This window comes from Allochromatium warmingii, from assembly GCF_900107145.1.
Lineage (GTDB): Bacteria > Pseudomonadota > Gammaproteobacteria > Chromatiales > Chromatiaceae > Thermochromatium > Thermochromatium warmingii.
Map to the genome: position 1 here is coordinate 73,578 of NZ_FNOW01000006.1, position 23,009 is coordinate 96,586.

The following is a 23,009-nucleotide window of genomic DNA, read 5'->3' on the forward strand; positions in this document are numbered from 1 at the left end:
TAGTTTAAGCCTGAGAAATCGTGCGCCCACGCTGCCCACGCGCCGTTCGGCCTCGCGGATCATAGGTCGTGCTGGCATCTTCACCCTGAAGCAGCTTTAACGTCGCTGTTACGCGCCGCCAATGACGCTCGACGGTGCGTGCATTTTGGGTGTTCAACAGACTACAGCGTCGCGTGCAGTCGAGCAGCGTCGCCCAACGCGGGCCAAAGGTTTCGGCGTCCGCATAGGTCTGAGTAAAACGCTCGACACCCGCAGGTGTAAAGCTGAACCCAGCCGCTTCGACCCACTGTTGCTGATGCTGTGTTTCTATTGCCAGTCGGGCGGTGAGCTGTTGCTTGTCGTTGAGAATGCGCTGTAATTGCTCGACTTCACGCGCTTCTAGCAGGCGCAATTCTTCAAGCATGAGTTCTTCTAAATGCGCCATATCGGTTATGGCGCGATCAAGCGACGCCGCAAGCCTAGCCAGATCAGCAGCGGTGAGGCGCGGTGCGGGACTGGGATCAGGGGTGGTCAAAGCGCAAATTCCTCTTCTAACATCCGCTGCGCAACCCGTTGATCGTCAATCACATAACGACCTTCCTGCACGGCTGTCTTGATCGCCTGTAGGCGCTGGTGATTCACTGGGGCGTCGCGGGAGTCATCGCGTAGTGAGCGCAGGGTTTTAGCCGTGTCTGTCAGAGTCACGGATTCTTCAACCGTGCCCGGACTAGAGCGGGTAACATGCGGATCATCGGTCGGCGAGGACGGGCCGCTACGCGGCTTGCTTCCCACAGCCGACCCATTGGCGTGTATAGCATTTCCAACGGGAAGCTTGATATCCATGGGCTGAGTCCAAAGTCGATTGGGTTACGCCTATGAATATCGGCGTTACGCTGAAAAACTGTAATATCAGCGCGGCGCTGGGATTGTGTGAAGCAGTGGTAGGCGTGATCGTGATTATAGCGCCACGCGCACCGTTCCAGAGGCTTCGACATAGCCTTCGATAATGCGTTTGGAAGTGCGATTGCGCACGCGAATCCGCTCGCCTTTTGCGCCACCTTCTAAGGCAATGCCTTTCATGCGCACTACCAGCCCTGGGCGTTCGGAGATGATGAGCACTTCTTGACCGCGCTCGATCAATTGTCGGGCAACAAGATGGTCACTGGTGAGCACCTGTCCAGGCATTAAGCGCCGATCCGCTGCCATCCCAACAACGGCGGTCGCTTCGGTGAAATACCCATTGGTCAGGCTCGAAACGGCTTGACGTTCGAGTCGGATATCGTCGTAATCAATGATCTGTTCGCGGGAAACCGGACGGTTCAGCACCACAACCATTAAATGCCGTTCAATCTGCGCCGGAACGAAGAGCGACCAACTCACCGGTGCCGAACAGCGAACATTGATCGTCGTATGGCCTTCACGCCGCGCCCCAGGCGCAAATTGCGCGGCGGGCGGATGGTCACAGCGGCGCAGTTGCAAGCGGCTGTCGAGTTGTCCAAGGTTGATTTCAACCTCTTGACCTTCGACAAATTCGACATTCGCCAACGCGAACGCACGGGCCGTATTCAAAATGCGCTCGATAGCTTCCAAATCCGCGGCCCAAGTCAGCGCAGGTTGCGCGGCGCTCACCACCAGCCAAACAAGTAGGCTGACCCAGAGTCGGCGCGGTGGGTGTTCGGTCATAAGAAAGCATCCTCGCGTGACGGATTGGCTGAAATTATGCATAAAACACGCCGTTTTGTACGGTGTATCGGTTGTGTCATGCCAGACGAACGGTGCAGGTTCGTGGACATCGACTAGGCCAACGACTGCTACACTGCCATACAGCCGCTGCGTGAGACGCAATCTGTATTCACATACCGATCATCAGGTCTGGGCGAAATGAGCCAATTTATCGAAGACATTGATCAGCGCACCCGCCTTGTTGGACAAAACCGCATGGAGCTGCTGCTGTTTTATCTCGGCACGCGGCAGGTCTTCGGCATCAATGTCTTTAAGGTACGCGAGGTCATCGGCAAGCCAACCCTCCGCCATCTGCCCGGATCAAGTCCGCTGGTGTGCGGCGTGGCAAATATTCGCGGGCGCACGGTGTCCATTATTGATCTGGCGCGGGCGATTGGGTTTAGTCCATTGTCGGTCGATCCAAATCAAGATGCAAAAGTCATCGTTACCGAGTTTAATCGCTCGGTGCAAGGCTTCTGGGTCTCAGCCGTTGATCGGATCGTCAACGTCAACTGGGAGACGGTCAAACCGCCGCCGCGTGGCACCGAGCGCGAAAGCTATCTGGTCGCCGTCACCGAAGTAGACGGGCATTTGGTCGAAATTATTGATGTCGAGCGCGTCTTTGCGCAGATCAATCATCTGCCGCTGGATGTCTCAGATGAGATGATTACCCAAGCTGAGGTCATGCCGCACCCGCGCTGTATCCTAGTTGTAGACGACTCGCTGGTCGCCCGCAAGCAGATCGAACGCTCGATCCATGAACTCGGTTTTCGTACCGAAAGCCGCTCTAATGGCAAAGCGGCACTAGAATATTTAGAAGAGCTGGCCGAAGCCGATATGGTCGATGCGTCCATCGAGATGATTATTGCCGACATCGAGATGCCGCGCATGGACGGTTACACCCTGACCCGCAAAATCCGCGAAAACAGTAAACTCCAACATCTGAACGTGATTTTGCATTCGTCGCTGAGTGGTCAATTCAATGTTGATATGGTCAAACGCGCTGGGGCTGACGACTTTCTGGCCAAGTTCGATCCGAACGAACTGGGCGCGATTGTGCTTAAATACACACGGCATGACTGAGATGGGGTTTGTTCGTGATTGATGCGCAGGATTATGCTGAGTTTTCGCGGTTTCTCGCCGACTACTGTGGTCTGGTGCTGGGTGAAAACCGTCAGTATCTCGTCGCCAGCCGGTTATCGCGCCTGCTCGGTGAATTCGGTTACACCAAAGTCGAGGATTTGCTACGCGCTCTGCGCCATTCAGCAAGTCCAACGCTCAAATCGCGCGTTATCGACGCGATGACGACGAACGAAACCTCTTGGTTTCGGGATAGTTATCCATTTGAGATTTTGCGTCAGATCCTGTTGCCAGAACTGGCGGCTCGCAAGCGACCGATTCGTATTTGGTCAGCCGCCTGTTCCAGCGGTCAGGAGCCGTATAGCATTTCGATGGTGGCCGCTGAGTGGGAAGCCACCGTGCCAACAGCCAAGCTCACGCCGGTGAGTATTGTCGCGACCGATCTGTCCGAAACCGTGCTCGCCGATGCGCGGGCTGGGGTCTATGACGGGCTGAGTATCGTGCGCGGTCTGACCCCAGAACGGCGTCAGAAATACTTCGATACGCGCCCGAATGGTCATCAAATCAAGCCCGATATTCAGCGGCGCGTGCGCTTTCAGAAGCTGAATTTATTGGATTCATACACCGTACTCGGCAAATTCGACATCGTGTTTTGCCGCAATGTGCTAATTTATTTCTCAGCCGACACTAAGCGCCGAATCTTTGACGGCATTGCCCGCCAGATGGATCCAGGCAGCTATCTGTTCATCGGCGCATCTGAATCGGCCAGTTCATACACCGATGCGTTTGAGATGGTGCGCACGCCACTCGGCAGCGTCTTGCGGCGGCGCGGTGCGGCAGCAGCGAGTACGCCCAGTCCGCTCAGTCATAAAAAAACCCATCTCGGTTAATGTGATCCGTGCTCCCGCGCAAGCTGGCATTGGCATTTTCATTGCATTCATGCTTGGCAAATTACTCTGCGGATCGCGCCTGTCATGAGTCTTTCATTAGATAAAGCCCTCGGAGTTCTGCCCTCGGCGATGCTGATTAAAGCCCATCGCGCCGAGTTGCTGGCCTCTAATCTCGCCAATGTTGATACGCCGAATTATAAAGCGCGTGACTTTTCATTTACGCAGGTGCTGCAAGAGTTACAAGGCTATTCGGATGAACTCAAGTTGGTGACTACAGCGCCGAGTCATTTGACGAATAAAATCAACAAAGCTATTCAGCCACATTTGCTCTATCGCATTCCGGCGCAACCGGCGCTCGATGGTAACACGGTCGATCCGCAATTAGAGCGGGCGGCCTTTGCTGAAAACACCACGCACTATCAAAGCACGCTCGAATTTCTGGATCGGCGAGTGGCGAGTTTGCGCAAGGCAATGAGTAAAGAGTGAGGAGTGAGCAATGAGTACGCTGTTTCGCATTTTTAATACATCAGCTTCGGCGCTGACTGCGCAATCGGTACGCTTGAATACCATTGCCTCGAATATGGCGAATGCTTCAACGACAGCTTCAAAACCCGAAGACGCTTATAAGCCGAAGCATGTGGTGTTTCAAACGGTTCTGGATGCTGCTGATCCCAATGGCGTGGCGATGCCGGTGCGCGTGCGCGATATTGTCGATGATAAATGTGATCCAATTCCGGCGTATGAACCGCATCATCCACATGCTAATGAAGAGGGCTATGTTTTTCGGCCCGGGGTGAATGTGGTTGAGGAAATGGCGAATATGATGTCAGCGTCGCGCAGTTATGAAGCCAATGTCGAAGTATTAACAACGGCGCGGGCGTTATTACAGCGCACCTTGCAAATTGGTCAACGCTGAGGCATGAAGCGACCTACTTTTTTAAGGAGTCAAGGCGATGGCTGACATCAATTCCGATTATCTGAAGCAATACGGATTAAGCGGTTATGGAACGGCGGCTGAATCGACAACTATGGCGAGTGAATCATCAAAGGGTAAAACCGATTTAGATCAATCGGATTTTATGAAGTTGATGATTACCCAGTTGACGACGCAAGATCCGACGAATCCGGTAAGCAACGAGGATTATATCGCGCAAATGGCGCAGTTCTCGACGCTGACGGGGATTCAAGAATTATCACAGTCGTTTGCGTCTTTGTCGCAGACGCTGTTGCAAGGTCAGACATTGACGGCAGCGACGTTAGTCGGCAAAGAGGTGTTAGTACCGTCGAGTACCGCTGAATTGAGTGCTGAGGGGCAGGCAATTCGCGGGGCAGTCGAATTAACATCCTCGGCAAATCATGCGCGTGTCGATATTTATAGCAACAGCGGTGCCTTAGTCGATACGCTGGAGTTGGGCGCGTTGAGTGCTGGGCTTCAGGAATTCGAGTGGGATGGCGTGTTGGCGAATGGCACGGCAGCACCGGCTGGCAGCTATGAATTTCGCATCACGGCGCAATCCTCGGGTGCAGAGGATGAATCCAGCGCTGCCTTGACGCCATTGCTGACAGGTCAGGTGCGTAGCGTATCCACCGATGCCGCCGGTTTAATGCTGGAGGTGCAGGGGATGGGCCGGGTGAGTTTTGACAGTGTGAAACAGGTTCGCTAATTCGCGTGTCTTCCATTTTTTAATGAGGGTCTGGTCATGTCATTCAATATCGGTTTAAGCGGTCTCTATGCAGCACAGAAGGATTTAGCTGTTACGGGTAATAATATTGCTAATTCGGCAACAACTGGCTACAAAGAGTCGCGGGCGGAATTTGCGAATGTCTATGGTCAGTTCCGAGGCTGTATTGCGTCGAGTGGAACCGGCGTGCGGGTAGCTAGTGTTGCCCAGCAGTTTCATCAGGGGACGATTGAGCAGACGAAAAGTTCACTGGATTTAGCGATCAGCGGTGAGGGTTTTTTTGCTGTTGAAGATGATGGCAATTTAGCCTATGGGCGTGATGGCAGTTTCCGCGTTGATAATGAGGGTTATATTGTTACCAATGCCGGGGCGCGGTTGCTGGGGTATCCTCGCGCTGATAACAGCGATGGATATGCTTACAATCCTGACGATCTTGAAAAAGTCGATCCAGATTTAGAAGTTGGCGAAGCCAATCCGGTTTTTAATAAAGAGCTGTCCGGTCTCAAACTCGAATTTAGCGGTTTGCAGCCAAAAGCGTCTTCAGTTGTTTATTCTGATGTCAATTTATCTTCAGAAGCGGAGTTAATTCTTGTTCCATCGCCATCAGGGGCAAATGAAGTGCCTACGTTTGATCCAAATGATTCAAGTACATATAGTTATAAGAAGACTTTTACTGCACCAGATGACCAAACAACTCCAGTAAATCGAGAAGTTACGGCATATTATGTAAAAACAGGGGAAACGGGAGGCCCTCCTACTACAGATAGCACTTGGAATATTTACTACACAATAAAAGGCTCAACTGGAACGCCCCTTTCTCAAGGGCCAGTTGCTGGAACATCTGTTAATGCAACCGGTGTTTTAACGGCAACACCAGCAGATTTAAATTTTACCGTTGTTAATGGTACACCAACAGTAACAATTCCACTAGCGGGTCTTGCTATTAATCAAGCCGTCACTGGTAACGCGCCTACAACTGCCGAAATTCAGAATGCTGCAATAGTTGAGATTCCTGAAATGGTTCATGCGCCATTTGATGAAAATGATCCAGATACTTACAGTTATTCAACCACTATCACGCTCTATGATTCGCTTGGCGCAGCCAGAAATGTCACAGCGTATTATCGCCGTGCAGAAAATACCAATAACGCAGCACCACCAGAATCCGATCCTGGCGTATGGGAAGTTTACTTTCAAATGGAAGGGCAAGTTGACGCAACCGGCCCCAAAGGCCCGGTGTTTTTAGCGTTCGATACCAATGGTAATCTAAAAGCTGTTGCTGACGATAAAACCGAACTCTCCAACGGAGAGAATTTAATTAACAGCAATCCACTGGCTTCGTTGGTTGAGTTGAAATTCGATTTAACTCGCTATGCACCGCTCAATGGCGGAACCATCGGCCCGATTGATGCAGATACTGGATTAGGCACAGGTGAAATTAAATTCGATTTGTCGAATTTAACGCAGTTTGGGGCAAATTATTCCATCAATGATTTAACTCAAGATGGCTATACTACAGGTAATCTGATTGACTTTGGCGTCAATGAAGAAGGCGTCTTATCAGCCCGCTACACCAATGGCCAACAACGCGCTCTGGGGCAAATTCCCTTAACCAGCTTCAAAAATCCGCAGGGACTCAAACAGGTCGGTGATAACCTTTGGGTGCAAACGCAAGCATCCGGTGAACCTGTAACCGATATTCCGGGCAGTGGTCGCTTGGGTACCATTCAATCCTGTTCCCTTGAATCTTCAAACGTCGATCTCGCCACTGAACTGGTTGATTTGATTAAAGCCCAGCGTAGCTATCAAGCCAACGCTAAAACCATTTCGGCAGCCGACGAAATCACCCAAACCGTTATCAACATGCGTTAATCGCCACCCCAGCGCGAGGGCTGTGACCAATGGATCGTTTTTTGTATCTTGCGATGTCCGGTGCCAAGGAAACAGCCATCGCGCAAACCATCAACACCCACAATCTGGCCAACGCCAACACCACCGGCTTTCGGCAAGCGTTGGCCTACGCCTACAACGCACCGGATCGCGGCCCCGTTTACGACTCCCGCGACTATGTACAGGTCGGCAACCAAGTCATCGACTTCTGCGCCGGAACCCTGCAAACCACTGGCCGTGACCTCGATGTCGCCATTCAGGGCGAAGGTTTCCTCGTCGTGCAAGCCCCCGACGGCAGCGAAGCCTACACCCGCGCCGGCAATCTGCAACTCGACGCCGCTGGCGTGCTGCGCAACGAACGCGGCTTGCCCGTGCTCGGCGAAGGCGGCCCGATCACCATTCCCGAACACGAAAGCCTGACCATCGGCACTGACGGCACCATCACCATTCGCCCCGCCGGAGCTGCCGCCAATGCGCTGGCCGCTGTTGACCGTTTGCGCCTCGTTAAACCGGACACCAAAAATCTACAACGCGGCCTCGACGGACTCATCCGCGACCCAGACGGCGGAGGAGCGCCACTCGATGCGACCGTGCGCGTTGCCAGCGGCATGATCGAAACCAGCAACGTCAATACTGTCGCCGCGCTGACCCGAATGATTGAACTCTCGCGCACCTTTGAAACCCATATCAAAATGATGGAAGCGGCGAATAATGTCGAAAAAAATCATAATCGCTTGCTAGAGACTAGCTAAAAGATTTTCTGGTGACACAGCGCAAGCGTTATCACCAGAATCAAATCAGGAATTAACACCATGAACCCTGCACTCTGGATTGCCAAAACCGGCCTTGACGCCCAGCAGACCCGCATGTCCGTGGTCTCCAATAACTTGGCCAACGTCAATACCACCGGCTTTAAAAAAGGCCGCGCCGTTTTTGAAGACCTGCTCTATTACAGTTGTCGTCAACACGGTGCGCAAGCTACCCAAGAATCACAACTCCCCTCTGGTTTAACGATTGGCGCTGGCGTGCGCACTGTCGCCACGCAAAAAAACTTCGCGCAAGGGAATTTTATTCAAACCACCAACCCGCTTGATGTTTCCATTGAAGGGCATGGTTTTTTTCAAATCCTCATGCCCGGCGGTGAGGTCGGTTATACCCGCGATGGCAGTTTTCAGCTCAATGCCAATGGCGAAGTTGTGATGTCCAATGGCTATGCCCTGCAACCCGGACTGGTTGTGCCCGAAAATGCCGAAAGTTTAACTGTCGGCAAAGATGGCACGGTATCCGTTAAATTGCCGGGCGAAATTGAAAGCGTCCAAATCGGTCAAATTCAACTGGCCAATTTTATCAATCCGGCTGGGCTGCAACCGCTGGGTGAAAATCTATTCCGCGAAACCACTGCATCGGGCGCACCCCAGCAAGGCAATCCGGGCGAAAATGGCGTCGGTACCGTGGTGCAATGTTCGCTGGAAACCAGCAATGTGAATATGGCCGAAGAATTGGTGAATATGATCGAAACGCAACGCGCTTATGAGGTTAATTCTAAAGCGATTTCGGCCGCTGATTCGATGCTCCAATTCGTTAATAATAATCTTGCACGGTGAGCGCAGATGATTGGCGTAGTTGATGCATTTCTGAAATCCAGCAGTCGCATGATTGATTCAGAAATGGATGCTAACACTGTGAACGCTACGCTTCGTTTATCCGCTAGTTTGTTAATCGCGGTATTGCTTGCTGGGTGCGAGACGCTCAATCCACCCAAGCCCGGCGATTCGCCTGAATATCGCCCCGTTGCACCACCCGAACCGCGCCCAGCCGCTGCTAATAATGGCGCGATCTTTCAGCCGAGCGTCGGTGCAGCGTTGTTTGAGGATCACAAAGCCAATCGCGTTGGCGATATTTTGACGGTTATTCTCAACGAGCAAACCAATGCCAGAAAATCGTCGGCGACCTCACTGAGCAAGGATTCAAGCGCCGAGATGAGTTTGCCTGATATCACGGTCGCGGGGCGGCCACTGCTCAACAAAGGCGGGGCGATTATCGGACTCGAAACCGAAGCCGGACGGACATTCGACGGCGCGGGCAATGCCGCACAGAGCAATCAATTCAGCGGTGAAATTACGGTGACTGTCGCCGAGGTTTTGCCCAATGGCAATCTGATTATTCAGGGCGAAAAATGGCTCGGCATCAATCAAGGCAATGAATATCTGCGCTTGCGTGGAATTGTGCGTCAAGTGGATATTTCACCCTATAATACGATTCCCTCGACGCAGATTGCCAATGTCGAGCTGTATTACGGCGGCACCGGCGCACTGCGCGACAGTAATACGCCCGGCTGGTTATCGCGCTTCTTTAATAGCCCGATCTGGCCGATTTAATTGCTTGAGCTGATTGCGCTGATTTGGCCACGCTCATTATTGAACAGGACGCATGCGATGTTCCACTTTTCGATAACGCGCTGGGCGCTGCAACTCAGCTGTGTCGCGATTATCTTTGCGACGAGCACCTTTGCGGGCAATGATGACACCACTGGGAACCGCTTCGGCAATTGGAATGGTGAGGGCCAAGAACGCATCAAAGATCTGGCCACCATCGGCGGCGTGCGCGATAACCAATTGATCGGCTATGGTCTGGTGGTTGGTCTCAATGGCACGGGTGACCAAACCACACAAGCGCCTTTTAGCACCCAAAGCCTAAAAAACATGCTCGGACAACTCGGCGTGACCATGCCCGAAGGTGTCAATCCGCAGACGAAAAATCTCGCGGCCGTCATGATTACCGCTGATCTACCGCCCTTTGCCAAACCCGGACAGCGTCTCGATGTCACCGTCTCCTCACTCGGCAATGCGAAGAGCTTGCGCGGCGGCACGCTGTTGATGACACCGCTCAAGGGCGCGGATGGTCAGGTGTATGCGATGGCACAGGGTAATCTTGCGGTCGGCGGCTTTGGTGTGGAAGGCGCGGACGGCAGTAGCGTCACGGTCAATGTGCCCAGCGTTGGGCGCGTACCGAATGGGGCCACCGTCGAGCGCGAAGTCTTGACCAATTTCGGTGAAGGCGGAGAACTGACGCTCAATTTGCATCGCCCTGATTTCACTAATGCCTATCGCGTCGCTGATGTCATCAATAACCGCTTTGGTGGTGGCGCTGCCCAGGCCGTCGATGGTTCATCCGTGCGCGTGCGTGCGCCCAACAACCCGAATCAGCGCGTGGCCTTTATCGCTATGCTCGAAAACCTCACGCTCGAAGCCGCCGAGCCGCCAGCGCGGGTGGTGGTCAATGCGCGAACGGGCACCGTGGTGATGGGCGCGGGCGTCACGGTGCGGCCCGCTGCCATCACGCATGGCAGTCTGACGGTGATGATTAGCGAAGACCCGCAGGTTACTCAGCCGAACGCGCTGGCAGGCGGTCAAACAGCGATCACACCGCAGACGCAAATTGGCGTTGAGCAAGATAGAAATCGCATGTTCCTGTTTAATCCGGGTACGGCGCTGGGTGACATCGTTGAAGCGGTCAACGAAGTCGGCGCGGCTCCGGGCGATCTGGTCGCCATTCTCGAAGCCCTGCGCGAAGCAGGCGCGTTGCGAGCGGAATTAGTGGTGATCTAGGGGCTAGGCGCTAGGCGCTAGGAGAAAATACCATGTTGCAGCGTGCGACTCTGCCGAATCTGCCGACCAGTCAGCCGCTGACCTCTGGGCTGGTAGTCGATCCAGCCACGTACAGCGGGCTGGCGCGGGCAGCGCGTGATAACAGTCCCGAGGGGCTGGATGCGGCGGCGCGGGCGTTTGAGTCGCTGCTATTGGGGCAGATGGTCAAACAGATGCGCTCCAGCACATCGCTGGGCGGCGGGCTGTTTGACTCAGCACAAACCCAGTTATATCAGGATCTCTACGATCAACAACTGACCTCAGCCTTGAGCAACGGCCCAGGATTGGGCTTAGGTGTGCGCACGGCATTGTTGCGCCAACTTGATCCTAACGGCACCGCCCGCCAACAAAACAGCGTCGATCCAGCAACGCTCCCAGTTCCCGAACGCAATCGGCTGCTGCAACCCCTGCGACGCACCGCACCCGCCGACACTGCCGCAGCAGACGCCAACTCACCCGAGGCGCTGTTTGCCCAGCTACCGCCGTTGTCGATTCAGGGCCGCTGGCCGCCGCGCAATGCCGAAGAATTTGTCGCTTATCTCCAGCCCTATGCTAAACAAGCGGCGGATGTACTCAACATGGATACCACCGTGTTATTAGCGCAAAGTGCGCTAGAAACCGGCTGGGGACGGCATATTCCGCGCCACGCCGATGGACGCAGTAGCTTTAATTTATTTGGTATTAAAGCAGATCGTCGCTGGAATGGTGACAGCGTTGGTGTGGGGACGCTTGAATATCGCAATGGTATTGCACAACGTGAACAAGCGCGATTTCGTGCTTATTCAAATCCGGCAGAATCATTCGTTGATTATGTCGCATTTTTAAAACGCAATCCGCGTTATGGCAATGCACTCGAAAGCCGCACCGCTGAAGACTTTATTCGCGGTTTACAACATGCCGGCTATGCCACCGATCCGCGTTATGCGAATAAAGTGCTCGGCTTACGCGAGCGCATTTTAGCCTTTGGCGCATTGATTGCTCCCGATAGCGCCCCAAAACCTGCACCCAATGCTATTCCAGAAACTCAAGTTTCTACTGCGCCTGCCGATACGCCAGTTAGCGGTTAAAACGCAACAAACATATTCATTTAACGAGACGGCATCTGATTGGCACTGCATCTAGCCGTCATCCATCATCTAAATTACACGGAGTTTGGCATGAGCGTTTTGAGTACCGGTCTTTCCGGTCTACAGGCTTTCCAACGCGCCCTGTCCACGACCGGTCACAATATTGCCAATGCCGCCACTGAAGGGTATAGCCGTCAGCGTGTCGAATTGGTGCCCAAAGATCCACTGCGACTCGGCGGCAGTTATTTAGGCACGGGCGTGAATGTCCAAACCATCCGCCGCTTGCAAGATGATTTAATTGACAATCAAGTACGCACCCGCCTGAGCGATCATTCAAGCGCCTCAATTCGTGCCGCCTATGCCGAGCGAATCGATAATTTACTCGCCGATGAAAGCACCGGATTAGCCCCGACTTTAGAAAACTTTTTTTCGGCGCTACAGGATGTCGCCAGCGATCCGACTGCGCCCGCAGCGCGTTTAGTCTTACTCGATCAAACCGAGAGTTTGGCCGGTCGTTTTGAGTCAATCAATACGCGACTCGATGAACAGCGTCAATTAGTCAACGGCCAGCTCGAAAATTCACTCGAAGAACTCAATCAATACGCTCAATCGGTTGCCGAACTCAACGAACAGATTGCCGCCCGCACTACGGATGGTCATCCAATCAACGACTTACTTGACACCCGCGATACCGTATTGCGCAAAATGGCCGAAAAGGTCGATATTGCGCGTGTCACCCAAGACAATAATACGATTCATGTCTTTATTGGCAATGGCCAGCCGCTTGTTGTCGGGAGCGGTGCAACCGAATTAAGTTTTTCTAATCTGTCCGGCGATCCAGCTAATCCCTCTATCGGATTAAAACTGCCGCACAATGAAGAGCCAGTCAATATCACGCGCTTTGTGACCGGCGGTGAAATCGGCGGACTGCTCGAAACCCGCACCGAGTTACTCGATAAAGCACAGAATCAGCTTGGACTGATGGCGCTGAATATGGCCAGCCGCTTTAATGAGCAAAACGGCCTCGGTCTCGATCAAGATGGCGAAATTGGTGGCGATTTATTTGAGCTGCCCGACATTGGCGTCTATCCGTCGATGCGCAATAGCGCCGATACCGTACCAACTGTCACCTTTGAAGACACCAGCGATCTCACTGCCAGCGATTATCAACTGTATTATACCGGCAGCAATTTCCAATTAACGCGCTTATCTGACGACAGCACTGTTACCCTGACTGTTGATGCAACCGATCCCGATATTTTAATCGGCGATGGACTGCGCATTGATACCAATGCCTTGACTGGTGCTGTGCAACGCGATACTTGGTTAATTCAGCCAACCCGCAATGCTGCTACGCAATTAGAAGTCACGATTACTGATCCAGCTAAATTTGCAACGGCTTCAGGAGCATTAGCCGACAGCCTGAATACCGGCGAAGCGCGATTAACCGATCTGCGCATGAGCACCGATGCCGGTAATCCGGTCACCACCGCGAGCTATTTACCAGCAGCCATTGTTTTTGATGCGGGGAGCAATGAATTTAATGTTCTCAGCACCAGTTATGGCGCTGCTGCTGGTTCGGCAACGGTTGAATCATTCCGCGTGCTTGATAAAAATGACGCTGATTTATTCACGCCGATAGCGGTTGAGTTTGACGCAACCCATAATCAATTTGTCGTCGGTCAAGAACGCTTCGCGTTGGATTCAACTGGCACGACCACCATTCAAGCAAATGGTTGGGAATTAAAACTTCAGGGTACGCCCACAGCAGGCACTGTGCTAGATGTCAATGTCAACACCATTGCCGCCACTGCACCACAACCAGCCGTCACAACCTTAATCGGCCCGGGTTGGGAATTAGATATTAAGGGCACACCGGATGATGGCGACTTATTCACCGTTGAATTAAGCAAAGATCGCCCGGGCGATAACCGCAATGTTTTAGAAATGGCCGATGTGCAAGGCGAACGCCTATTACAGGGACGCGCCACATTGCAAGGCGGTTATGACACTTTATTGGCTGATGTCGGCACTCAAACTCGTGGCGCACAAATTAGTCGCGATTCCACCGGAGTTGCATTAGCCGCTGCACAAGAAGAGCGCGAATCCTTATCCGGCGTGAATCTTGATGAAGAAGCGGCGAATATGTTGCGCTTCCAGCAAGCCTATCAAGCTGCCGCGCAAATCATTGCAACCTCAAATACCATGTTTGAAGCCCTGCTCGGTGCTGTGCGCTAATTTTAGGCGGTGAATCAGTTATGCGTATCTCAACACATCAAATTTTTAGCTCTGGCCTCTCCAGTATGCAGAGCGCACTGTCGCAGCTTAATAAAACACGGCTGCAAATGGCGACCGGGCGCGAAATTCTCACGCCCGCTGATGATCCCAGTGGCGCAGCACAATCAATGCACCTAAGTGCTGCAATTAAGGGCACCGAACAATATCAGCGCAACGCCGATTATGCGCAACCGAAACTGGAATACGAAGAATCGCAATTGATCGAATTAGGAAATGTCTTGCAGCGCGTGCGGGAATTAGTCGTCGCCGGTAATAATGATACCTATAATCCGAATAATCGTGACATTATCGCCGGTGAAATCCGTGAAATGCGTCGGGAAATCATTGCTCTAGCGAATAGTCAGGATACTAACGGCGAATATCTCTTTGCCGGCACGCGCTCGCAAGAGCAGCCCTTTGAGATTAGTGATGACGGACGCATTAGCTATGTCGGCGCTGAAGGCCCAGGATCGGTGCGTGAAATTGAACTAGCCAGTAATCGCCGCATTGCAACTGGCGATACGGGTGCTGATGTATTTATGAACATTCCGGAACGCAGCGGATTGCGCACGGAAGCGGTGTTTGCACCTGGCAATAGCTTAATTGGTGTCGCTAATGTCGAATTGAAAAACGAAATTGAAAATCTTGATCGTGCTTTAGATAGTGCTGGTCAAACATTTCGAATTAAATTCGAGGATGATGGCGGTACACTGAAATATAAAGTTCAGGATTTAGATGGTAACGCGATCAAAGATCAGAATGGCGCAACCATCGGCGGTACCTATGTGCCGAATCAACCGATTGAATTTGCTGGTCGGCGTGTGACCTTATCTGTTCCGACCGTGCCATTAACCATGCCCGCCGATGGCGATGAAATTCTTTCGCGGCCATTAACGCAGGTGAGTATTTTTCAAACGCTCGATGACATCGCTACCGCTTTTGAATCCGCTGTATCGACTGATCCAGATGCCCGCGAGCAGCTATCGCAGGCGACGAGCATGGCGCTCCGCAATCTTGATTCGGGATTAGAGCGTGTTGATACGGTACGCGCCTCAGTTGGCTTGCGCTTGAGTGCTATTGATACGCAGACCGCCTTAAATGATGAGCGACTCGTTGATTTACGGTCAACGCGCTCGGATATTGCCGATTTAGATTACGCCGAAGCTATTAGTCGCTTTCAACTTCAGCAAACTGTGCTGCAAGCAGCGCAGCAAACCTATGTTGAAGTTAATAAACTATCGTTGTTTAATTTTATTTAGGGCAGGCCAGCTATCAGCTTCCAGCAATGCGCTAAAAGCTGGCGGCTGATAGCTGGAAGCTTAATGCTCAATCGGCACAATTGGCATCGGTCGGATGCCAGCCGGATTGATCCAAGACTCGCATTGATCGGCGCTGGCCGCTTCGCCGAATAATTCACCCAGTGCTTTCAGACAGCCAATACTGAGTAACTGATATTGCTGCTCTTTAGTGCGCACGCCATCTGCACAAATTTCTAGGCCGAGTGATTGCGCCATCGCAATTAGTGCTTCAACTACAGCTAATTCATGATGCGCATTGGGGAGCGCAGCAATAAAGCTCGAATGAATTTTGAGTGTGCGAATTGGCAAGCGTTGTAATAATGCCGGTGCAGTCCAGCCGATACCAACTTCTCCAAGACAAATCCCTAAACCCAATTCATTCAATCCCTGAAATACGTCAGCAATCTGCGTGCGGTATTTGACTAATAGCTGTTCGCTAAATTCCAGATCTAACTGCGTTGCGACTGCTGGATATTCAGCAATATGATGCGCCACTGTACGCACTAAATCTCGGTGCGTAAATTGTGCTTCGCTGATTTCAACTACCAGCCGCTTGATCGCTAATCCGTTCTCAAACCATGTCTGAAGCTGACGGCACGCTTGCGCCAGCACCCAATCACCGAGTTCCGGTAGTAAACCGCTATCATCAGCTAATGCGATGATGCGCTCGTGCGTTAAAACACCTAATTCCGGCGATTCCCAATACAGCGCCACTGTAACCGAATCTAAACTCTCGGCGCTCATATTCATGCACGGACGATAGCGTAATTGCAATTCCGAGCGATTTAATGCCGCTCGCAGGCGTTCGCAGTATTGTTGCTGTTGATGGGCCGCTTGATGCGGGGCGCTAGTGAGGCGTTGAAAGCCATTGCGCCCTTGACGTTTGACTTGACGCAACGCTGTTTCGGCACTAGTCATAAGTGAGCGGCGATCTTCGCGCTGTCCAGTGCTGACCGCGATCCCCATGCTGAGACTGACATGCAATTGATGACCGCGAATCCAAATCGGTGCGCTCATAAGGGTTTGGAGCCGATTGGCAATGCTGGTTGTTTCATCGAGATCTTCAATTTCTTCAAAGAGCAGCGCGAATTGATCGGCGCGTAAGCGTGCCAGCGTATCAGCGGGACGAATGGTTTCGCGTAATTTTAAGCCAACAGTACGTAATAAATCATCGCCGATTTGATAACCGAGACTGGTATTGATATGTGAAAAATGATCGAGGTCGAGAATAAATAATGCCAGTGGCGTTTCTTTGCGCCGCGCTAATTCGAGCGCATGATCTAAGCGCGATTCAAAGAGTAGGCGATTGGGTAATTTAGTGAGCGCGTCATAATGAATGAGCTGTTCAGCTAAACTCGGCGCGTCGGTAATTGCAGCGGCGGTGCGTTCGGCAAATAAACCGACAAAATGACTCGGGCGACCGCGATGATCGAGCACGCGCCGAATTGTTAGGCGTTGACGATAAATTTCGCCATTTTTGCGGCGATTCCAGATTTCACCTTGCCATGAACCATTACGAAGTAGGCGTCGCCAGAGGCTAATAAAAAAGCCGCGACTATGCCAATGCGCATTCAGCAGACTGGGATTTTGGCCGAGAATTTCCGATTCGGCATAGCCGGTAATATGCGTAAACGCGCTATTCACCGCGATCACGCGACCGTCAGGATCGGTGATGAGGACGCCTTCTGCGGTCGCTGTGTATACCACTTCGAGTTGTCGCCGCCGCCGCTCGGATTCGCGCAGCGCGGTCACATCGCGGATAATAATCACCAGTCCTTGTACGCCGTCGGGCGCGTCGCGGTAGGGGCGCAACTGCACCTCGTAATCGCGCAGCTCGCCAGCCGTGCGGGTATCTGACCAATCGGCAACCATGTCACAGCCCTGATCGAGACAGCGACTGAGATGGCGGTAAATCAGCGTGGTGAGGGACGGCGCCAAGCCGATTACCATGATGGGCTGACCAATAATGACAGCGGCGGTCGTGTCACGTAGCGCAAGAAACCCTGAATTGGCCGCTAATAGCCGACAGCCACGATCAACACAGGCGACGCGATCTGGCAGCTGTGCGACCAGCGCCGCCGCTGATAGACCGATGAGCGTGCGCGTATGCGTGTACAAGTTGGGCGAGTGAGCAGGATCGTGATTAGGCATCGCGGCAAACAGTGGCATGGAGTCAGGAGTGGCCGGGGCCGTCGTGCGTTCACACGGGACGAACGCTAGTATAACCATTCGCTACCGTCTGGCGTTTAGCGATTCGCCATCCGCCGCGCCGATAACCTGTTCGCACGCCGTTAAGCGCCGTATACTGTGCGACCGATACAACAAAGACTTCAGATTGTAGTCAAGACAAGACGAGGAGCAGTATGCACAACGGCACGACTCTCACCCAATTCATTATTGAGGAGCAGCGCCACATTGCGGGCGCAACTGGCGATTTCACCTCGCTGCTTAATGATGTGGTCACGGCCTGTAAGGTCATCAGTCATCTGGTCAACCACGGTGCGCTTGTCGGCGTACTGGGTAGCGCCGATACCGAGAACGTTCAGGGCGAGACGCAAAAAAAGCTCGACGTGCTTTCTAATGAAGTCTTTATTAAGTCCAATGAATGGGCTGGACATTTGGCGGCAATGGCTTCGGAAGAAATGGATGAAATTTATCCTATCCCGACCAACTACCCACGCGGCAAATATTTGCTGACATTTGATCCGCTCGACGGCTCATCGAATATTGATGTCAATGTATCCGTCGGCACGATCTTTTCGATTTTGCGCTGCCCAGGCGGTGGTCAAGAGGCCACTGAACGTGATTTCCTGCAAGCTGGTACGCAACAGGTCGCGGCAGGCTATGCGCTGTATGGCCCCTCGACGATGATGGTATTAACCACTGGCAATGGTGTGAATGGGTTTACGCTCGATCAAAATATCGGCGAATTTATTCTCACCCATCCCAACATGCAGGTTCCGGCTGATACCCGTGAATTTGCCGTCAACGCTTCTAATATGCGGTTTTGGGAGCCGCCAGTAAAACGCTATGTCGATGAATGTCTCGCGGGTAAAGATGGCCCACGCGGTGATGATTTCAATATGCGCTGGATCGCCTCGATGGTAGCTGAAGTGCATCGCATCCTGACTCGCGGCGGCGTCTTTATGTATCCGATGGATTCCAAGATGAAGGCCAAAGGACAGGGCGGCAAATTGCGGCTGCTCTATGAAGCCAACCCGATGTCATTCATTGTCGAGCAGGCCGGCGGTGGCTCGATCACCGGCACCGAGCGCATCATGGATCTGCAACCCGAATCGCTGCATCAGCGCGTGCCGGTGATTCTCGGCTCAAAAAACGAAGTTGATCGGATTCTGAGCTACCATCAAGAATAACTTGGCGGCCAGCCGCCTGTTTCTAGCTAATAAGCTGGTTGCTGGCGGCTGGAAGTTGGACGCTCAATAGACTTACAGCGCTTCTTGATTATTGAGTCGCACAAATCGATGTGTGACCCACTGCCACGGAATCCATACCATCATTCCAAGTCCTGCCAGCACGCCGAGTAACCATGTCGGAATGTGCATCAAGAACCGGGCGATGAGCTGAATAAAATCACCTTTGTAAGCGATTTTTGAGGTTCGTGCTGAGTATTTGACAAATTTGATTGCACCAATACGATCAAGCAGATGAATCCCCTGCTGGCCATAGGTTGCAGCTAATTTGATCGTGTCCTGCCCTAATTCACCGACACGCTGCGCTGTTTTAAGCAGCGCCTCGCCGCCAATTCGGTATAGCGTGGCACTGTGCTCACCGAAAGCTTCAGCAAAACGCGCCATGCGTTTCAATGAAGCAGCATCTTCGGTTTTGCTCAAAAGCGTTAAACCACCGCGTGTTTTAGCTAAGGTATAGGTATCGCCAAATAAATCCGTTACGGAATCTAATTTGCGGGTTTTTTTGACGATCTCCGCTTCTTTAATCAGCGTTTTACCCAACCAGGGTGGCAATTTACCCACTTTGCGTGCTGCTTTCAGGAGCACAGTGCCGCCTTTGACAGCAGTTGTCGCGGCAACAGTTGGCGCAGCAGCGCCGCCGGTGCTAACCGTGCTGATGCCACTAACGACTTGCGCGGCACTAGCAACAACTCCGATTGCGGCTAATGCAGCAATGACTTCATCGGTTTCTTCGCCATTGATCCAATTCAAACCTTGCTTGGCTAAATCGCGTAAATCGCCGATGACAACGAAATCGGTCACAACGCCGGCTAATTGACCAATGGTTTCATCGCTGGTACCAGAAAGGATACCTTCACTGAGTTTAGCGGCCTGATAACTAAGACTGTCGCGTTTGGCGGCAAGATCGCGTTGCAGGGCTTGCGCATCTGGATCAGCTTGGACGTAGGGATAGTCCATAAAGAAGCCAAGATAATCGGCGGCTTCAGCATAGTGTTCTTGCGCGATCATATCGCGGGTTTCGGGAACTGGATCAATGCGCGTTAGCGCGAGTGCCGCAAGTTGAGAACGTTGCCAGAGAACGCCAATGGCGATGGCAGTAATAACAAGCAGCATGAGTTTAGTGATGCGTTTAATCATAGTTCACTCCACCGTCACCGATTTTGCCAAATTACGCGGTTGATCGACATCCGTGCCCTTGAGCACGGCAACGTGATAGGCCAGTAATTGCAGCGGAATCGTGAAGATCAGCGGATCAAGCAGATCATCACTTTCGGGTAAGCGCACCACGGTGACACCTTCGCTCTCTTCAAGTGGCACCTGAAAATCGGCAAAGACGATCAATTGACCGCCGCGAGCACGGACTTCTTCCAGATTGGATTTGAGCTTTTCGAGCAGTGCATTATTCGGTGCAACGGCGACGACGGGCATGTGTTCATCAATTAGCGCCAGCGGGCCATGTTTTAATTCACCGGCGGGATAGGCTTCAGCATGGATATACGAGATTTCTTTGAGTTTCAGCGCCCCTTCCAAGGCAATCGGGTATTGCTCGCCGCGCCCTAAAAAGAGCGTATGCTGTTTGTCAATAAAGCGTTCAGCTAATGCGGCAATGGTTGTATCTAATTGCAACACCTCTTCAATTTTGCTCGGCAGTGTGCGCAAAAGCGTGACTAACTGCGCTTCGGCTACAGTATTGAGCCGATGAAAGCGCCCAAGCGCCAGCGTTAATAACAGCAAGGCAACTAATTGCGTGGTAAAGGCTTTGGTTGATGCCACACCAATTTCTGGCCCAGCATGAGTCAATAAGACTAAATCCGATTCACGGACTAATGAACTTTCCGGCACATTACAAATCGCCAGCGTCGCCGCATAGCCCGCTGCTTTCGCCTGACGCAAGGCGGCCAATGTGTCCGCTGTCTCGCCGGATTGGGAAATGGTGACAAATAGCGCCTGTTCCGGAATCACCGGCTGACGATAGCGATATTCGCTCGCTACCTCGACCTGACACGGCACTCCGGCGACCCCTTCGAGCCAATAACGCGCCACCAAAGCGGCATGAAAACTCGTGCCACAGGCAACAATGGTCACGGCGCGAAGCTGTGGAAACAGTGTGCTGGCTTGATTACCGAAACTCTCTAATAGCACGCGCTCGCCGCTCAAGCGCCCTTCGAGTGTGTCGGCAATGGCACGCGGCTGCTCGAAGATTTCCTTCTGCATAAAATGCCGATACGGGCCGCGCTCGGTGGCTTCGGCGGCAACGGTCGAGGTTTTGATCGGACGTTCGACCGGCTGCCCGCTGTGATCCCAGATGCGCACCTGCTCGCGGGTGAGTTCGGCCAGATCGCCTTCTTCGAGAAAGATAAAGCGATTGGTGACCGGCAACAGCGCAAAGACATCCGAAGCAATAAAGTGCTCGCCGAAGCCGATGCCGATTACCAGCGGGCTACCGTGACGCGCTGCCACCAGATGTTCAGGATCGGCAGCGTCAATAACGCCCAGTGCATAGGCTCCACGCAGGCGACGAGTTGCCGTGCGCACCGCGTCAATCAGCGACGCGCCGCGCTCTAATTCCGCATGAATTGCGTGAACCACCACCTCGGTATCGGTTTCCGAAGTGAACATATAGCCAGCCGCTTGCTGCTCGCGGCGCAGGGCTTCGTGATTTTCGATGATGCCGTTGTGTACCAACATGCAGCGATCATGGCTGACATGCGGATGGGCATTGTGGGTAGCGGGTTCGCCGTGCGTTGCCCAGCGCGTGTGCGCAATACCGAGCGTGCCGGGCAGTGGCTGCGCGGCGACGGCTTCAGCTAAGCGTGCGACCTTGCCGAGTTCGCGGCGGCGTTGAAGCTGTCCTGACGCATCGAGTACGGCTAAACCGGCTGAATCATAGCCGCGATATTCAAGGCGGCGCAGACCCTCTAACAAAATCGCGGCAACTGGACGTTGCGCGATGGCTCCAACGATTCCGCACATGGGCGTGATGACCTGTCTGTAAATGTTTGAAAAAGCAGCTAGTTTTTTAGCTTCCAGCCGCCAGCTATCAGCTTCCAGCAATACGCCGCGCTTTATGCTTCTGGCTGGGAGCTAAACGCGATGATACGGATGTCCCTGAGTTAAGCTCCAAGCGCGATACAACTGTTCGGCGAGCAGCACGCGCACCAGCGGATGCGGGAAGGTCAGCGCCGAGAGCGACCAGCGAGCGTGCGCTTGGGCTAAACAGTCGGGCGATAAACCATCGGCACCACCGACCAAGAGGGCACGATCCCGCCCATCAGTCAGCCAGTTGCGCAGACGCTCGGCGAGGGTCTCGGTGCTCCATGATTGGCCGCGTTCATCGAGGGCGATGATCTCGGCACCTTTCGGGATGGCTTTGAGGATCCGCCGCCCTTCTTCTTCGCACGCTTGGCGCACCGGCGTGGTTTTGGTGCGATGTACCGGGTCGATTTCCACCAGTTGCAACGCGCATTCGTGCGGCAGTCGCTTGGCGTATTCACGATAGCCGGTTTCGATCCAACTCGGCATCCGCCGACCGACACAGATCAGATGAATCCGCATAGTATCCTGTGGGTTGTTTGAGCGATTAGCTGCCAGCGGCCAATCTATCGCGACGCTTCTCTTGCTGGAAGCTGGCGGCTGATCGCTGGAAGCTGACAGCCGCAATTATCAGGGCGATCGCGCTATATAGTTTTCCTATTATGTTCGCCGAGCAGTAGCTCCATCCGGTAGTTATCGTTGAGCGCGGCGCGTAGTTTTCGCTGGCGCAGACTGTCCTTGGGCGGCCCATTGTGCTGCAAGAGGTTGAGCGCCATACGACGCAGCAGGGCCAGATTCTGTGCGCTATGGTCGCGGCGGGTGCGACAGGCATCTTCGCCAAACTGGACATCGAGGATCCAATGCTGTTGATTCTCGATACTCCAATGCTGGCGCACCGCGGCGGCGAAGCGTGGCAGATCCGTGAACGAGCAGAGGAATTCGCGTGTTTCGGTGCTGGAGTGATCGCCGATAAGGCGGGTGGACTCCACCCGTCCCACCGCCTTGAGTCCGGC

22 protein-coding genes are annotated in these 23,009 nt (G+C 53.1%); 14 read left to right on the plus strand and 8 right to left on the minus strand.

Features of this window, described 5'->3' with window-relative positions; genetic code table 11:
• Positions 1–4: 4 nt before the first annotated feature.
• From BLW10_RS03135 to flgA, 3 genes are all read right to left on the minus strand, one after another.
• Positions 5–514, minus strand: coding sequence for a flagella synthesis protein FlgN (locus tag BLW10_RS03135; RefSeq protein WP_091332310.1), 510 nt, complete (start codon positions 512–514; stop codon positions 5–7).
• A complete protein-coding gene (gene flgM / locus BLW10_RS03140) occupies positions 511–822 on the minus strand; it encodes a flagellar biosynthesis anti-sigma factor FlgM (protein WP_091332312.1) in 312 nt (103 codons plus the stop codon). Before flgM ends, BLW10_RS03135 begins: the two co-directional genes overlap by 4 nt.
• Positions 823–936: 114 nt before the next feature.
• Complete coding sequence (flgA, locus tag BLW10_RS03145; RefSeq protein WP_091332314.1) at positions 937–1,662, minus strand: flagellar basal body P-ring formation chaperone FlgA; 726 nt, start codon at positions 1,660–1,662, stop codon at positions 937–939.
• 198 nt (positions 1,663–1,860) lie between these two features.
• Here flgA and BLW10_RS03150 point away from each other — a divergent pair, with 198 nt between their 5' ends.
• From BLW10_RS03150 to flgL, 13 genes are all read left to right on the plus strand, one after another.
• Entirely contained in the window at positions 1,861–2,784 is a 924-nt protein-coding gene (locus tag BLW10_RS03150) for a chemotaxis protein (RefSeq protein ID WP_091332315.1), read from the plus strand.
• A 14-nt stretch (positions 2,785–2,798) separates the two neighbouring features.
• Positions 2,799–3,671: a CheR family methyltransferase gene (locus BLW10_RS03155; protein WP_091332316.1), complete on the plus strand. Its 873-nt coding sequence runs from the start codon at positions 2,799–2,801 to the stop codon at positions 3,669–3,671.
• 84 nt (positions 3,672–3,755) lie between these two features.
• Positions 3,756–4,157: a flagellar basal body rod protein FlgB gene (gene flgB, locus BLW10_RS03160; RefSeq protein ID WP_091332318.1), complete on the plus strand. Its 402-nt coding sequence runs from the start codon at positions 3,756–3,758 to the stop codon at positions 4,155–4,157.
• Between the two features lie 10 nt (positions 4,158–4,167).
• A complete protein-coding gene (gene flgC / locus BLW10_RS03165; protein WP_091332319.1) occupies positions 4,168–4,587 on the plus strand; it encodes a flagellar basal body rod protein FlgC in 420 nt (139 codons plus the stop codon).
• Between the two features lie 37 nt (positions 4,588–4,624).
• Positions 4,625–5,335: a flagellar hook assembly protein FlgD gene (locus tag BLW10_RS03170; protein WP_091332321.1), complete on the plus strand. Its 711-nt coding sequence runs from the start codon at positions 4,625–4,627 to the stop codon at positions 5,333–5,335.
• A gap of 36 nt (positions 5,336–5,371) precedes the next feature.
• Positions 5,372–7,225 carry a flagellar hook-basal body complex protein gene (locus tag BLW10_RS03175; RefSeq protein WP_091332323.1) on the plus strand — a complete coding sequence of 618 codons (1,854 nt, stop codon included), beginning with the start codon at positions 5,372–5,374 and terminating at the stop codon, positions 7,223–7,225.
• 29 nt (positions 7,226–7,254) lie between these two features.
• Positions 7,255–7,995, plus strand: coding sequence for a flagellar basal-body rod protein FlgF (gene flgF / locus BLW10_RS03180; RefSeq protein ID WP_091332324.1), 741 nt, complete (start codon positions 7,255–7,257; stop codon positions 7,993–7,995).
• Between the two features lie 60 nt (positions 7,996–8,055).
• Positions 8,056–8,847: a flagellar basal-body rod protein FlgG gene (gene flgG, locus BLW10_RS03185; RefSeq protein ID WP_091332326.1), complete on the plus strand. Its 792-nt coding sequence runs from the start codon at positions 8,056–8,058 to the stop codon at positions 8,845–8,847.
• A 63-nt stretch (positions 8,848–8,910) separates the two neighbouring features.
• Positions 8,911–9,621, plus strand: coding sequence for a flagellar basal body L-ring protein FlgH (flgH, locus tag BLW10_RS03190; protein ID WP_091332351.1), 711 nt, complete (start codon positions 8,911–8,913; stop codon positions 9,619–9,621).
• 57 nt (positions 9,622–9,678) lie between these two features.
• On the plus strand, positions 9,679–10,851 hold the full coding sequence (locus BLW10_RS03195) for a flagellar basal body P-ring protein FlgI (protein ID WP_091332353.1): 1,173 nt from the start codon (positions 9,679–9,681) through the stop codon (positions 10,849–10,851).
• A gap of 32 nt (positions 10,852–10,883) precedes the next feature.
• On the plus strand, positions 10,884–11,957 hold the full coding sequence (flgJ, locus tag BLW10_RS03200; RefSeq protein WP_091332328.1) for a flagellar assembly peptidoglycan hydrolase FlgJ: 1,074 nt from the start codon (positions 10,884–10,886) through the stop codon (positions 11,955–11,957).
• A 90-nt stretch (positions 11,958–12,047) separates the two neighbouring features.
• Entirely contained in the window at positions 12,048–14,195 is a 2,148-nt protein-coding gene (gene flgK / locus BLW10_RS03205) for a flagellar hook-associated protein FlgK (protein ID WP_091332355.1), read from the plus strand.
• A 20-nt stretch (positions 14,196–14,215) separates the two neighbouring features.
• Positions 14,216–15,493 carry a flagellar hook-associated protein FlgL gene (flgL, locus tag BLW10_RS03210; RefSeq protein ID WP_091332329.1) on the plus strand — a complete coding sequence of 426 codons (1,278 nt, stop codon included), beginning with the start codon at positions 14,216–14,218 and terminating at the stop codon, positions 15,491–15,493.
• Between the two features lie 60 nt (positions 15,494–15,553).
• Here flgL and BLW10_RS03215 read toward each other — a convergent pair whose 3' ends face one another.
• A complete protein-coding gene (locus BLW10_RS03215) occupies positions 15,554–17,683 on the minus strand; it encodes a putative bifunctional diguanylate cyclase/phosphodiesterase (RefSeq protein ID WP_091332357.1) in 2,130 nt (709 codons plus the stop codon).
• A gap of 212 nt (positions 17,684–17,895) precedes the next feature.
• On the opposite strand from BLW10_RS03215, the gene BLW10_RS03220 reads away from it, so the two are divergent.
• Entirely contained in the window at positions 17,896–18,906 is a 1,011-nt protein-coding gene (locus BLW10_RS03220; protein ID WP_091332331.1) for a class 1 fructose-bisphosphatase, read from the plus strand.
• A gap of 72 nt (positions 18,907–18,978) precedes the next feature.
• On the opposite strand, the gene BLW10_RS03225 is transcribed toward BLW10_RS03220, so the two are convergent.
• The 4 genes from BLW10_RS03225 to BLW10_RS03240 all read right to left on the minus strand — a co-directional run.
• Positions 18,979–20,100: a hypothetical protein gene (locus BLW10_RS03225; RefSeq protein WP_091332333.1), complete on the minus strand. Its 1,122-nt coding sequence runs from the start codon at positions 20,098–20,100 to the stop codon at positions 18,979–18,981.
• A 3-nt stretch (positions 20,101–20,103) separates the two neighbouring features.
• Entirely contained in the window at positions 20,104–21,936 is a 1,833-nt protein-coding gene (gene glmS, locus BLW10_RS03230; RefSeq protein WP_091332360.1) for a glutamine--fructose-6-phosphate transaminase (isomerizing), read from the minus strand.
• Positions 21,937–22,047: 111 nt separating this feature from the next.
• The gene (gene rlmH / locus BLW10_RS03235) at positions 22,048–22,518 is read right to left on the minus strand and encodes a 23S rRNA (pseudouridine(1915)-N(3))-methyltransferase RlmH (RefSeq protein ID WP_091332335.1); all 471 of its coding nucleotides are present in this window, start codon (positions 22,516–22,518) and stop codon (positions 22,048–22,050) included.
• A gap of 122 nt (positions 22,519–22,640) precedes the next feature.
• The coding region (locus BLW10_RS03240) for an ISAs1 family transposase (RefSeq protein WP_143116993.1) at positions 22,641–23,009 on the minus strand (369 nt) is incomplete at its 5' end.